Genomic DNA, 13,693 nt, shown 5'->3' on the forward strand with positions numbered 1-13,693 from the left:
AAGTGATTTTTTTATTTAATGAGCTATCTGATGATGCAATTTCAACCCTGACTGAAAATTATCGCCAACCTAAGCCGGGGGCAACATGTTCCAGAATAGCGGCAATTACATGAATATTGTAATCAACACCTAAAGTATTTGGAATAGTCAACAGCAAGGTATCTGCTTCTTTAATTGCCTCGTCTTCCGCAAGTTCTTTAATTAACTGGTCGGGCGCTGCTGCGTAACTCTTCCCAAAAACCGCACGCTGATCAGCCTCGATGTAACCAAAACTATCTGCACCCCTTGCCTGCTGCCCAAAATAATAGCGATCCTGATCATTAACAAGTGCAAAAATCGAACGGCTTACAGAAACCCTTGGTTCACGTTTGTGCCCTGCAGCTTTCCATGCTTCCTTATACAACCTGATTTGTTCTGCCTGCTGAATATGGAAAGGTTTTCCGTTTTCATCAAACTTCAGGGTAGAACTTTGCAGGTTCATTCCTTTTTCTGCTGCCCAAATAGCCGTGGCGTTAGATGCTGCACCCCACCAAATTCGCTCCCGCAGCCCTTCAGAATAAGGCTCCAACCGTAATAATCCAGGCGGGTTTGGGAACATGGGGTTTGGATTGGGCTGAGCAAAGCCAACACCTTCCAGTTTATCCAGAAACGTCAATGCTTTTTCACGGCCCATTTCTGCATCTGTTTCACCAGCTGCAGGCTGGTAACCAAAATGTTTGTACCCTTCAATCACCTGCTCCGGGGAGCCGCGACTAATCCCCAGTTGTAAGTGCCCACCTGAAATCAAATCAGCTGCACCGGCATCTTCAACCATATACAATGGGTTTTCGTAACGCATATCAATCACCCCTGTGCCAATCTCAATATTGCTGGTTTTGGCGCCAATTGCAGCAAGTAATGGAAACGGCGAAGCCAGCTGGCGTGCAAAATGATGAACACGGAAATACGCACCATCTAAACCCAATTCTTCCGCAGCTACAGCCAGATCAATCGACTGAAGTAAAGTATCTCCTGCGGTACGGGTTTGATAAGAAGGATGGTTAGACCAATGTCCGAATGATAAAAATCCTATATTCTTCATAAACTAATGTTTCAGGCTAAGATAAGCTTAGCCAGTTAAAACAGAAGTCACGGATTGGTCATAACGGGTATAATAGTGGTTTTAGGCACAAGCGGCATTGTTTTTATAGTAATGCTATAATTAAAGATGGCATCGCCAAATTTAAAGTAAAATGCCTAAATTTAAATCATACAATAACCAAATATGAGTCAACACAAGCTATTGATCAATCAAAACCCAATCCCTAAACAATTTTCTTTTAAAGTGACCCTTTTTGTCTTTCTGTTGATGGCATCGGGACAACTTTTTGCACAAAAAGAACTGAGCCCACGGCAGACCTATCCTGATTTATTCGAAAAAGTACAATTAGCAAGAATCTATCCTGATGGTAAATCCTTTGTCGATGCCATTCCAAAAAAGGATCCCTCGGCCATTATGGCCGCTTACGATGCGCAAAAAAAACTCGCGACATTTAACCTGAAAAATTTCGTTGCGGAAAATTTTTCTATGCCAGAGAATCACAATGCAGTTTATCAATCGGATATAAATGCTGGAATTGAAAAACATCTGGATACCTTGTGGACTGTGCTGAAAAGAAATCCAGATACTGTCTCCAACTTCAAAACTTCATTATTGCCGCTTCCTCATCCATATATTGTTCCAGGCGGGCGCTTTAGGGAAATATACTACTGGGATTCCTATTTTACGATGCTTGGTTTACAAAAAGCAGGCAAAACCAAAATCATGAAAGACATGATTGACAATTTTGCTTACCTCATTAATCAATATGGTTTTATCCCAAATGGGAACAGAAGTTATTATTTAACACGATCGCAACCTCCATTCTTCGCGGCAATGGTTCAGCTGCTTACCCAAAATAATACTTACGCCAAACTGGCTGATTATAAAGATGTGTTGGAGAAAGAATATAATTTCTGGATGAAGGGCGCTGCCCAGCTTAAAAATGGTACTGCCATCAACCACAGCGTAAAACTGACAGACGGAACTCTTTTAAACCGCTACTATGATGCAGGTGATGTACCAAGAGAAGAATCGTACAGAGAAGATTTTGAAGCTGCAAAGTTAACAAAACAACAACCTGCTGTATTTTTGCGCAATGTGAGATCGGCTGCAGAATCGGGTTGGGATTTTAGCAGCCGCTGGTTTGCCGATGGAAAGAATATTAGCCAGATCATTACTACAGATTTGCTGCCTGTAGACTTGAATACCTTAATGTACAACCTTGAAATTGCCATTGCAGCTGCGAATCAACAAGCTGGAAATAAGGTTAAAGCCGTTTTATTTTATGCCCGGGCAGCTAAACGGAAAACAGCAATTTTAAAATATTTCTGGAACACTGATTTGAACTTTTTTACCGATTACAATTGGAAAACGAAGTCATTATCAAATCAATTCACCTTAGCGGCATCTTTTCCACTATACTTTAAACTGGCCACTCCGGCTCAGGTAAAATTAGTTGCTGAAAAAATTGAAAAGGATTTTTTAAAAGCAGGCGGATTAATTACCACATTAACCACATCAAAAGAACAATGGGACGCACCAAATGCCTGGGCTCCATTGCAATACATCAGCATAAAAGGTTTGCATCATTATGGTTTTGATAAACTTGCGGATGACATCACTAGCAGATGGATTAACCAGAACATCGCTGTTTTTGAAGAAACCGGCAAGTTGATGGAAAAATATAACGTAGTGGAAACAAATAGCAAAGGTGGCGGTGGAGAATATCCTTTGCAGGATGGTTTCGGCTGGACGAATGGCGTACTGCTAAAACTGATGAAAGATAAGTGATTTACCGAAAGATGCTTAAAAAAAACGGATTGCAAATCTTTCTAAAGTCGCAATCCGTTTTTTATTAATTTTTATTGGTAACCGAAAAAGTTTTCTTTTCTGTACCTACACCAGTAATCCTGATCGATTTCCATTTGGCTGGTAAAACTGACGGAATTTGTACAATACCTTTATTGGTAATATCTAACCCACCAAAACCCATCAACACACTTTGTAAAACACCGCCGGCGCCAGTTGCAAAATATGGATTGGTGCCACCCTTTGTTTCGGCAATAACCCGAAACGGTGGATTCAGGTTCGGCTGGTAGGCCTCATTAAAATATTTATAAGCCTTTTCTGCATGGTCCGTTCTGGCATAAAGTAAAGCAAAAATGGCATGAGTCATGGCAGGTGTCCCTTCATCTGGAACTCTGGTTTCATAATAAGCCAGGTCTTTTAAAATTTGATTTTTATCTGTAATACTTTTTAAAGGATACGCAAGCAAATTAACATCTCCCTGTTTTATGCCCTCGCCTTTGTAAGTGGCATGTTCTTTAGTAACGCCATCAGGAAATTTTAAAATCGGGATATTATTTTCCACCAACGCCCAATCCTTATTTTGCGGCAACCCCAAAACAGCTGCAGCCAAATTCGCATTTTTAAGATTCAGTTTTGCAGCTGCATTTGTGAAGGCGTTATTATCTACATTCTCCGCCCATTCATCTGCGGCAACTACATTTTTGATATCAAACTGATTCGGTCCGCTTCGCTCTACCCTGCTGGCCCAAAATTCGGCTGTTTGAGATAAAATTGGCCATCCTTTTTCTTTAAGCCAGACCTTATCCTGTGTAACACAATAATAATTCCATGCAGCCAGGGCAACATCTGCCGAGATATGGTGCTCGAACGGTCCACTTAAAGCCCAAACAGGTGTTTCTTCCACACCCGAATCTGCACTTTCCCAGGGATACATTGCGCCTTTAAAGCCATGTGAAAAAGCATTTTTCCGTGCCGGTTCCAGTCTTTCAAATCTATACTCGATTAAAGATTTTGCAATATCAGGATGCAATACCAACATTGCCGGAAACATCCAGATATCTGTATCCCAGAATACGTGGCCATTATATCCTAAGCCAGACAAACCCATTGGCGATAGCGAGTAAGAAGTTCCCGCCCTCGAAAATGAGGTTAAATGGTAAAGCATACTGCGTACATCTTGTTGTGCCTGCGGATCTCCTTCAATAATTATATCCGATTTCCACAGTTCATCCCAGGCGGCGTTATGATATTGGATTAATCGATCGCGACCTTCGAGTTTAGCAAAAATAGTCATGCGCTCGGCTTCGTTAAGCGGATCGGCATGTTGGGCAGAACTTATTGTACTGCCTACAACGCTATAGCGATAACTTTCCCCGGCTTTAATCACTTTACTAAACTTCATCAAATGGCTGTTATTATCCCACATTTCGTGGATAATTTTTGGCTCGCTTCCATGCTGTTCATTAAATAAGAAACTATTGGAGGCGCACAACTGCAATTTGCCTGTCGGGCTTTTTGCCGTTGATGTCAACAGGCTCAGCGTTACATGTGGCCTGTCAATTTCATTATAGTAATTTTCCACATCACGAAGTGCATCAGGCGTTTCCATCACACTTGCTGCCGTTAATTTAAAATCTTCGTCGGCAGTAATGGTAACATCCATTAATACTGTAAAAGGCAAATGGCGAAGTGCGTAGTAGGTATATTTAATGTTTGCCTTTTTTCCATAAGTCAGTTTTGTGGTAAATGCGGCATGCTGCATATCAAGCTCTTGCTGCATATTGCTTGTATTTTGGTCATCAAGCCTTCTTCCATCAATTTCCAGATACATGTTAAGCAGATTGAAACCGTTTAAAAAATTACTTACACGGCCACGTCCATATGTATCATAAGTGCCGGCGAGCACTACATTTTTTACCTTAAACGGCTGAGGAGAAGAAACGATACCGATTATCCCGTTGCCTGCAGTAATGCCGAAATATTTACCGGGGTCGATTTTATCGGCACTGATCTTCCAGGGATCCTGTGCTGCAACTACAAGAGATAGAATATTAAATAGAAATAAAAGTACGTTTTTTTTCATAGACATATGTTGATGAAAGAAGAAAATTAGAATAAACAAAAGGCCGAATTGCCATCAGATTAGTCAATCCGATGGCAAATCAGCCTCTGGCTTAGCTAAAACGTGATGGATTAGTAACCTGTATTTTGAATAAGATTAGGGTTACCAAGTTGATTATCCGGAATCGGGAAAACCAGGTATTTAGCCTCGCTTGCTGGTTTTTCCTGCCATGCAGCAAGGTATTTTCCAAAACGAATCAAATCCTGTCTTCTGAAACCTTCCCAGTATAGCTCGCGACCACGCTCATCAAGCAGTACATCCAAAGTTAAACTTGTTAATGTAGATGCTCCCCTTACGGCTCTTAATGAATTTACTAAAGTTAATGCAGCAGCGGTTTGAGAGGTTCTCATCTGTGCCTCTGCTTTCATCAACAAAACATCAGAATAGCGATAGTAAACCCAGTCGTTATCTGGTTTTCTAGAACCCGCATTGGCATAGTCAACAGGGTATTTGATAACTCTGATTCCCGCAACTTCCAGGTGATTTGGATCTCTTTCAATGATGCTCACTTCTGGTGTAAAAGCGAGCGGATTGCCTTTTCTATCTTTTAATGCCACACCATTCTGATCCACCTGCTGACCAACAAGAAATCCTACACGAAGGCCTGATACATTGGTTTGTCCGGCGTAGGTACCGCCTCTTCTTTTGTCGGCCGCCTCGAATTTTGCATAAAAATTAGATAGGGACGAAAATCCGTTGTAACCATTCGGATTTTGGTTATAATGGGTGGTACATTTCCACTGCCCATCTAAATCACTTCCGGTGGCACCGCCAATATTTTGCGCTGTGAAAATATTTTCTTTGGAAAGAATATCATTTGTTGGTGCAAAGTTATCAAAGTAATTTGCCGTTAATACATATCCCCCGGTTGCAATTTCATCGGCAAGGGTAATCACCCTGGCCATATCCGCTGCATCAAAGGTTGGTGCAGTACGGTTTAAAAACGCTCCCTTGTTAAGATAAACCTTCATTAAAAGCGTTCTCGCTGCGTTTTTGTTGGCAACGTTTGCTGGTCCTGAAGGCAAAGTTGGAATAATGGCTGTTAATTCCGTAATCAGATAATTAATTTCATCGGCTGCATTTCTTACCCGGGATGGTTTGGTAACATCCTCTCCGGCATCACGATACGGAACCTGCCCCCATCCATCGAGAATAGAAAATTGAGCGAAAGCACGTAAGAAACGGGCTTCAGCTGCCTGGGTAGCTGAAGGATTAGCACCCAGCACACTGGTTGCCACATAAGAAATACTATTTAAATCTCTGAATACGTCTGAAATCCTGGAATGATCTGGAGCCCATTTATGCAGGTGTAACGATCGCCATGCGCCGTTATCATCCCAGTCACCCGCTCGGGTTGGCACAATAACCTCATCCGAAGTAACTTCCTGCAAAGCTACCCAATTCCATGGGGCCTGGTAAGGGCCAATCATTGCTGCATAGCTGGCGCCCAATAAACTCGAGACATTACCTGAACTTACCCCGCCGCTGCTTACCTGACCATTCAGGTTCTCATCAAGCTTGGTACAAGCCGAGAAGCTCAATGCAACCAGTGCAAAACTGAAAATATATTTACTTTTCATGATTTTTATTTTAAGAATTATAAAGAAAAATTAACACCAAAATTGAAGGTTCTTGCTGTTGGGTAAGCGGTATAATCAATACCTGCAGAAGGAACCCCACTTACACCTTTATTCACATTAACCTCTGGATCAAAACCGGTATAATTGGTGATTACAAATAGATTTTGTCCGTTAACATAAATATTAAGGGATTTAATTGCTTTACCAACATTACCGATATTGTAATTAAGCGTTGCATTGGCAAGCTTCAGGTAATCGCCTTTTTCAATATAGCGTGAGGATGCAGCAATCGGATTGGCTAAAGATTCCTGAACAGGTAAATTGACCAATGCAGAAGAAATATTCCTTGTACCAAGGTTAGATATCGCCAATACAGAATTTGCGGTATTGTTGTAGATATCTTGCCCGAATGAACCGTTGAAGTTTGCGGTGAACGATAGTTTTTTGTATCTGATGTTGGTACTTAATCCCAAAATCACTTTTGGGTTAGGATTACCTACGTAGTAATTGGTAAAACCATCATCTGTATAAAGCGAGAAGCCATTGGCATCCAAACCATTATATTGTCTTGTTACCATAGCAAACAATGGCAAACCATTCTGGATTACCTCAGTTGTTACCCCACTTAGGCCTTGTCCGTTTAATGAGCCTGTTTTAATAATACCATTGATATTTTGAACTTTATTGTTGATGAAAGTGGCATTACCGCCCAATGACCAGTTGAGATCATCTTTTTCAATTAATACTCCGTTCAGCGTTAATTCAACACCCTTATTGATAATCTGGCCGGGTAAATTCACCCATGTTGGTACGTTTCCACCAACTGCCGGTACAAATGAAATTTGCGGAAACAATAAATCATTAGTGGTTTTATGGAAATAATCAACAGAACCGGTTAACCTGCTTTTTAACAATCCAAAGTCAATACCAACGTTGGTTTGTTCATCCGACTGCCATTTAAGGTTTGGATTGGCGTTGTTAATGGCAACTAAAGTTGGTGCACCATTCGAGTTTCCAAAATCATAACGCTGTTGAGCCGAGCCGGAAGGGAAATCCTGATTACCTGTTTTTCCGTATCCAACTCTCATTTTAAGCTGATCTAACCAGCTGGCGCCTTCCATGAAACTTTCTTTTTTAATATCCCAGGCAGCTGCAAATGAAGGGAAATAACCATAACGGTTTGACTTTCCAAACTTGGTTGAACCATCGGCCCTGAAAGTGGCCGTTAAAATGTATTTGCTATCATAATTAAAAATCGCCCTGGCGAAGTACGACTGCAGTTCAGTTGTTGGATTGTTGAAAGCAGAAAAGGTACGGTTTGCCGGTGCAGTAGTTTGAAATGCATCGGTATAATCGGCATCAATTTCGCCAAATCCTGTTGCGGTGTTTGTAGTTCCTTTGTTGATGAAGTTAGAATATTCGTAACCAACAATGGCGTTCAAATTCAATTTGCTTACAATTTCCTTATTAAAATTAAGGGTATTTGTAAACTGCTGCGTAATTAATTCATTGTTTGAATAACTTGCATAACCGCCCAGGAAGGTGCCTGAAGGCTGAATCCCCTGAAGATTTAAAAAGCTTCTGGTAGAAGCCCTTCTGATACCAGCACTGTAATTGACACTGGCCAACATGCGGTATTCTAACCATGGTGTGATTTTGTAATAAGGAGATATGCTACCTAAAATTGTTGAAACTTTAGCTTTATCATTATTAGCGGCCAGTGCAGCTAAAGGATTAATGGTGGTAGAACCATAGTCAATAAACAATCCTCCGTTGGCATTATAAAAAGATTGAGTTGGATTCCATGATAGCGCCTGAGAAATTAAACTTCCGGTGAAACCTGCGTCAGTAGTGATTGGTGCAATGCTTTCCAGATACTGGTTGCTGATCATGTTAATATCAAGTCCAAGTTTTTTGCTTTCCAGAAATTTGAAATTTCCGTTAAAGCCTGCGCTATATTTCTTGAAATCGGTAGATTTGATAATGCCCTGCTGATCCTGATAACCGAGTGAAGCCCTGAATGTATTTCCATTGGTTCCCCCACTGATGCCGATTGAATAATTCTGATTGTACGCAGTTCTGGTTACCTCATCAAGGGCATCAACACTGCTACCAAAATTACCGTTGGTGAGTCCGTACTTTGCAAGGGCAGCACGATATTCATCACCGGAAAGAACATCAACCCTTCTGGCAATGTTACTTACGCCGGCCGAAGCACTCAAATCAATTTTTGTATCGCCTGATTTTCCTCTTTTAGTCGTAATCAAAACAACCCCATAAGCCGCACGTGATCCGTAGATGGCCGTGGCAGAAGCGTCTTTCAAAATCTCCATCGATTCGATATCTGCAGGGTTGATGAAGTTTAGCGGATTTCCATCCGGAGCCGTTCCAATACCGGCACTGGCAGAAGGTCTGGCAGACCGGCCATCGAGGGCCACTCCATCCACTACATACAAAGGTTGGCCTGTTCCGGTAACCGCAGAATTACCCCTGATTCTAACGGTAGAGGCTCCACCTGGCTGCCCACTGTTATTGATCATTTGTACACCGGCTACTTTACCCTGTATCAGTTGATCGGGTGCATTTAATGGCCCCTTGTTAAAATCTTTCGCAGAAACGGTGGTCGCAGCTCCAGTCAAATCACTTTTTTCACAGAAGCATAACCTACTACAACAACTGCATCGAGGTTATTGAGCGATTTAAGCGTGACATTGATTACCGTTTGATTGTTGACATTTACGGTTTGTGTTTCGAAACCGACAAAACTTACAATTAGTTTGGCAGTGAGCGAAGGTACCATAATCTGATATCGGCCTTCGGCATCACTTTGTGTTTTTGTACTTGTACCTGCAACCTGTATAGTTGCGCCAGCCATGGGCAGTTTATCGTCATCAGAAATGGTTCCTCTGATAACGGTTTGGGCAAAGGCTGCCGTGCTTAAAAAGACTAAAAGTAAACTTGGTAAAACAAGTTTCATTAATCTACATAATTTCTGTTTTGCAGGCAAAACAGACCAATTACTCGGTAGAGTTAAGTTCATAATGGTTTAATAATTTGGTTAGAAAATGTTTTATTATGTTGGGAATTCGGAGTGCTTAAGGTGGCTTAATTTTCATGTTAATCTGGTTAGGTTATTTAGGGTGATTTATTTTTTATATAAGGGATATGGTTTTTCGATTTTTAACCGGGCAACTTCCAACCCTTTATTGATACACTCATCCATCGGCTTTTCTAGAATGAAGGCAGATAAAAACCCAGACCAGAAAGCATCTCCCGCACCAGTTACGCCTCGAACAGTTTCAACTGGAATAGCATTTTTGTATTTCCAGTTTAACTTATTTGATTTATACCACACGCCATGTTTACCGCAGGTAAGGCAAATTGCCGCAGCATCCAGACGATCCAACCATTCAACTGATTCTTCTACACTAAAAGATTGCCCAACAAAACGCTCCAGATCATCGACACTTACTTTTAATAATGGATTCAATTTAAGTATTTTTTTTAACACTTCCTTCCCATCATCATCCTGCCAGATTGATGGCGCAAAATTCCAGTCAACGGATATGGATTTTCCCATTTGATGCGCTTTGGTTAATGCAGTCATAATATTACTCCGGGCTGGTTCCCTGCTCAGTGCAAATGCGGTGGTATGAACAATGTCAGCAGCTTCAATCAGCTCATCCGCTACCCTCCTAATGGCAAAATCTGCACTGCGGTAAGGGATAAAATCCGGACGATGATTATTTTTAGCAACAAGCACCACGCTGGTTTGCCGATGCGGTGCCTGGTGTATGTAGCGGTCTGATAAACCGATTGCCTTAAGTTCATTAATCAGAAAAATACCCAGGTTGTCTTCGCCAACCGTTGCAACCAGATCTGCCTCTACACCCAGCCATTTCAGGTTAGCACAAAGATTGGCTGAGCTACCTCCTTGAATAGTAGAAAATTGTGAAGCTACCGCAAGCGATTCGATATTTTCATCTGAAATGATATCGACCAATAATTCGCCCACCACTAATATTTTTTTTCCTGAAACATTATTTTCCGAAACCATCATTTCTATTAAAAGTTAAAATTTTCCTAAATGCATTATTGGTTGCCTGTTCGGCTATAACTGCTCCGGCGGCACTCCAGATGCATTTTGGCACACCGCATGGCTCCAAGCTGGTTCCATGAAAACATTCATTAAATAGATCCGCTTTGGCATTTGAGCGGTGAATTTCAGAAAGGATTTCCTGAGCCAGGCTTGTCTTTTGGTGAAAATTCAGCGCAGCGACCAGCCAGCCATTCCAAACTGGCCACAAACCACCATTGTGAAAATAATCAGGTTGGTTTCGAAAGGTATAAGCATAGTTATTTCTCAGTTCGTTCATATCCGAATCATCATCCTGAATCGTAGGATAAAATGAAGGCAATAGCGATTGTCTTTGGTCATAAAGTGTTCCGATATATTGCAATACCTTTCGATTTTGATTTTCATCTCCAATGCCCAGGAAAAGAGCGAAGGTATTGGCCTGCAGATCAAAGTACTTGTAGATCCGCCCAGGGTTAAAGCCCATTAACCAGTATTCTTGAGAAGCATGCTCCAACTGATGCATCAAATTGGGAGAATAGGCGTTTTCAGGATAATCATTTTTCCAGTAATTCGCTTGAATGGAACGGGTAATATCAGCAATCTTGGTTTCCCAGTCTGTATTGAATGATAATTTGGAAGCCAAACGTAATGCCCAAAGTCGTAACAACTGGTCAAATAGAATATAACCATGCTGAATATATTCATCTGCCCAGTCGCCACTTTGCGGCACATAAATCAAATGTTTGCCATTAAACTCCCAGCTATTTAAAAGCATAAAACACTGATGTACCTGACGCTGATATTTACGCCAAAGATCCTCATCGCCAGTAACTAAGGTATATGCAGTTAAACCAATCACTGCCCACGAAGGATTGTCGGCCCGGCCCGAGGTTCCACCATAACTCACTGTACCATCTTTCGGTGAAACATTAGAAGGCATGAAACCATCAGGATGCTGGTGTTCGAAAATTGTGATTAACGTATTCCTTGCAGCATCAATAAGCGATTTATCTCCACTTAAAAGCGCACCAATGGCCGTAATCACCCCATCTCTGGTCCAAACGCGTTTGTAGTTATCTTGCTCCTCTACAGCTGCCACAAAACCATATGGGGTAACTGCCTCCCGCAAGAGATCTAATGCGTGGTGATATGATTTTGAATCGAACATTATATATCGGCTATTTTTTCATTTTTTTTGATCTGTAACACCATCAAAGCAGCTATAACAATTAAAACGCCGGCAAACATGATTGCATTTTCCGGGCGATGGCCAAGCAGATAGCGGTAAACATATTTAAAGGTGATGGTTTCCAACAACATCGGCAGCACGATGAACATATTTAATATTCCCATAAAAATACCGGTTTTTGCTTTTGGAATACTTCCTGCAAGCATGGCATAAGGCGTTCCCATCATGCTGGCCCATGCCACCCCTAAACCTACGATCGGAATGATAAGTAGAAAAGGATGATGAATCATCGGCAAACAGATCAGACACAGACCGCCAAAAAGCAAACTCATCAGATGCACCTTTTTTGCCGTAATTTTCCTGGCGAAGAATGCCAGTGGAAAGGCCACCAGAAAGGTGACTACATTGTAGCCTCCGTTTACCGTTCCGGTTAATAACTGGGCAGAAGCAAATCCATCTGATGCTGCATCACTGGTATGGTAAATGGTTTTCGCTAGACATAGGGTAATAAATTGCCAGTAAATAAACATGGCGTACCAGTTGAACAGATAAACAATACCAAGTTTTTTCATCATGGCAGGCATCACTTTGAAAGCCGCTATAATATCACTGAAAATCCTTCCAATGCCGCCGGTTTCCTTTTTAATTTTGTCAATCTCTTCAGCAGCCAGCGGTGCCTCCTTCGTGGTTAAACAACTATACATGATAGAACCGATTGAAACAACGCCTCCAATAAAAAAGGCCGCATAGGTAGTATAGGGTATGTTGTTGTCACTTCTTGCATTCATACTGATGAGCCCCGCTGCGATGAGTATGCCTGGGGTAAGGTTAGCCAGTGTAATACCTAACCCGGTAAAAAAGCTCTGCGTTAAGAAACCAAGAGCATGCTGTTCTGATGGAAGTTTGTCGCTCACAAACGCCCGGTAAGGTTCCATGGTGATATTATTCCCGGCATCAAGTATCCATAAAATCCCGGCAGCCATCCAGATTGAACTGCTGTAAGGCATGGCGAAAAGACAGATACTGCAAATGATAGCGCCAATTAAAAAATATGGCCGGCGTCGTCCAAATCTGCTGGTGGTTTTATCGCTCATGGCGCCAATAATTGGCTGAATGATTAAGCCTGTCATCGGTCCTGCTAAGTTTAACAAAGGAATCTGATCGGCATTGGCACCCAGATAGGAATAAATGGGCGTCATATTGGTTTGCTGTAAACCAAAACTATACTGAATTCCAAAGAAACCAAGATTCATCGCTATGATAGCGCTAAAATTTAGTTTAAAACCTGATGAAGGCTGATGAACCTTTTCTGCCTGAGCTACAATCATATCATTTTAGTTAACCTTAAAAACTAAAGCCTGCCACGGTTTTAAATAAATTTCATTACCCCTAAAATTTGTGCTGTCATTATAGTTATTCATGAGCACCTTAGCGGAGGAGATGTTAATATTTTTATCCAGCGGATAGGAGAACGCTTTAACCGAGAAGTTCAGAACGATTAGGATTTTCTCCTGGCCATCTGTTCTGGTATAACAGTATACGTCCGGGCTATCAATATCAAAAACCTGGTAATCACCATATACGAGCACTGGAGATGATTTTCTTAAGGCAACCATCTTTTTGAAATAGGTTAGCTCACTTAACGGATTCTGCGCTTCGGCAACAACATTTACCGTTTTGTAGTTGGGGTTTACTTTTATCCAGGGTTTGCCCGTTGTAAAACCAGCATTTGATGAGGCATCCCATTGGAACGGCGTCCGGGTATTATCTCTAGAGATAAACTTTTGTTTATCCATAAAAGCCTGTACATCACCTACTTTTGCTTTGATGCTTC

At 41.5% G+C, this 13,693-nt stretch carries 10 protein-coding genes; 1 reads left to right on the forward strand and 9 read right to left on the reverse strand.

Annotated features, from left to right (window positions below; all coding sequences use genetic code 11):
• Positions 1 to 58: 58 nt before the first annotated feature.
• Positions 59 to 1,081, reverse strand: coding sequence for an LLM class flavin-dependent oxidoreductase (locus ON09_RS17205; protein WP_010602304.1), 1,023 nt, complete (start codon positions 1,079 to 1,081; stop codon positions 59 to 61).
• 183 nt (positions 1,082 to 1,264) lie between these two features.
• Between ON09_RS17205 and treF the strand changes: the two genes are divergently transcribed.
• The gene (gene treF, locus ON09_RS17210) at positions 1,265 to 2,872 is read left to right on the forward strand and encodes an alpha,alpha-trehalase TreF (RefSeq protein ID WP_010602305.1); all 1,608 of its coding nucleotides are present in this window, start codon (positions 1,265 to 1,267) and stop codon (positions 2,870 to 2,872) included.
• Positions 2,873 to 2,936: 64 nt separating this feature from the next.
• Here the strand turns inward: treF and ON09_RS17215 are convergent, their stop codons facing one another.
• The 8 genes from ON09_RS17215 to ON09_RS17245 all read right to left on the reverse strand — a co-directional run.
• Complete coding sequence (locus ON09_RS17215) at positions 2,937 to 4,973, reverse strand: glycoside hydrolase family 65 protein (protein ID WP_010602306.1); 2,037 nt, start codon at positions 4,971 to 4,973, stop codon at positions 2,937 to 2,939.
• 110 nt (positions 4,974 to 5,083) lie between these two features.
• Positions 5,084 to 6,592, reverse strand: a complete 1,509-nt coding sequence (locus ON09_RS17220; RefSeq protein WP_010602307.1) for a RagB/SusD family nutrient uptake outer membrane protein — start codon at positions 6,590 to 6,592, stop codon at positions 5,084 to 5,086.
• Between the two features lie 17 nt (positions 6,593 to 6,609).
• On the reverse strand, positions 6,610 to 9,231 hold the full coding sequence (locus ON09_RS17225) for a SusC/RagA family TonB-linked outer membrane protein (RefSeq protein WP_010602308.1): 2,622 nt from the start codon (positions 9,229 to 9,231) through the stop codon (positions 6,610 to 6,612).
• Positions 9,228 to 9,632: a carboxypeptidase-like regulatory domain-containing protein gene (locus ON09_RS25705; RefSeq protein WP_083838015.1), complete on the reverse strand. Its 405-nt coding sequence runs from the start codon at positions 9,630 to 9,632 to the stop codon at positions 9,228 to 9,230. The genes ON09_RS17225 and ON09_RS25705 overlap by 4 nt, the downstream gene beginning before the upstream one ends.
• A 105-nt stretch (positions 9,633 to 9,737) precedes the next feature.
• Positions 9,738 to 10,652, reverse strand: a complete 915-nt coding sequence (locus tag ON09_RS17230; RefSeq protein WP_029204420.1) for a carbohydrate kinase family protein — start codon at positions 10,650 to 10,652, stop codon at positions 9,738 to 9,740.
• Positions 10,633 to 11,838, reverse strand: a complete 1,206-nt coding sequence (locus ON09_RS17235; RefSeq protein WP_010602311.1) for a glycoside hydrolase 100 family protein — start codon at positions 11,836 to 11,838, stop codon at positions 10,633 to 10,635. The genes ON09_RS17230 and ON09_RS17235 overlap by 20 nt, the downstream gene beginning before the upstream one ends.
• Positions 11,838 to 13,187 (reverse strand): MFS transporter, encoded by a 1,350-nt coding sequence (locus ON09_RS17240; RefSeq protein WP_010602312.1) that lies wholly within the window; start codon positions 13,185 to 13,187, stop codon positions 11,838 to 11,840. Before ON09_RS17240 ends, ON09_RS17235 begins: the two co-directional genes overlap by 1 nt.
• 6 nt (positions 13,188 to 13,193) lie before the next feature.
• The coding region (locus tag ON09_RS17245) for an alpha-amylase family glycosyl hydrolase (RefSeq protein WP_010602313.1) at positions 13,194 to 13,693 on the reverse strand (500 nt) is incomplete at its 5' end.

The organism is Pedobacter agri PB92 (assembly GCF_000258495.1).
GTDB lineage: Bacteria > Bacteroidota > Bacteroidia > Sphingobacteriales > Sphingobacteriaceae > Pedobacter > Pedobacter agri.

Coding starts and splice junctions, on each gene's coding strand:
- ON09_RS17205 (WP_010602304.1), bottom strand. CDS start 1,081: ATGAAGAATATAGGATTTTTATCATTCGGACATTGGTCTAACCATCCT.
- treF (WP_010602305.1), top strand. CDS start 1,265: ATGAGTCAACACAAGCTATTGATCAATCAAAACCCAATCCCTAAACAA.
- ON09_RS17215 (WP_010602306.1), bottom strand. CDS start 4,973: ATGAAAAAAAACGTACTTTTATTTCTATTTAATATTCTATCTCTTGTA.
- ON09_RS17220 (WP_010602307.1), bottom strand. CDS start 6,592: ATGAAAAGTAAATATATTTTCAGTTTTGCACTGGTTGCATTGAGCTTC.
- ON09_RS25705 (WP_083838015.1), bottom strand. CDS start 9,632: ATGAACTTAACTCTACCGAGTAATTGGTCTGTTTTGCCTGCAAAACAG.
- ON09_RS17230 (WP_029204420.1), bottom strand. CDS start 10,652: ATGATGGTTTCGGAAAATAATGTTTCAGGAAAAAAAATATTAGTGGTG.
- ON09_RS17235 (WP_010602311.1), bottom strand. CDS start 11,838: ATGTTCGATTCAAAATCATATCACCACGCATTAGATCTCTTGCGGGAG.
- ON09_RS17240 (WP_010602312.1), bottom strand. CDS start 13,187: ATGATTGTAGCTCAGGCAGAAAAGGTTCATCAGCCTTCATCAGGTTTT.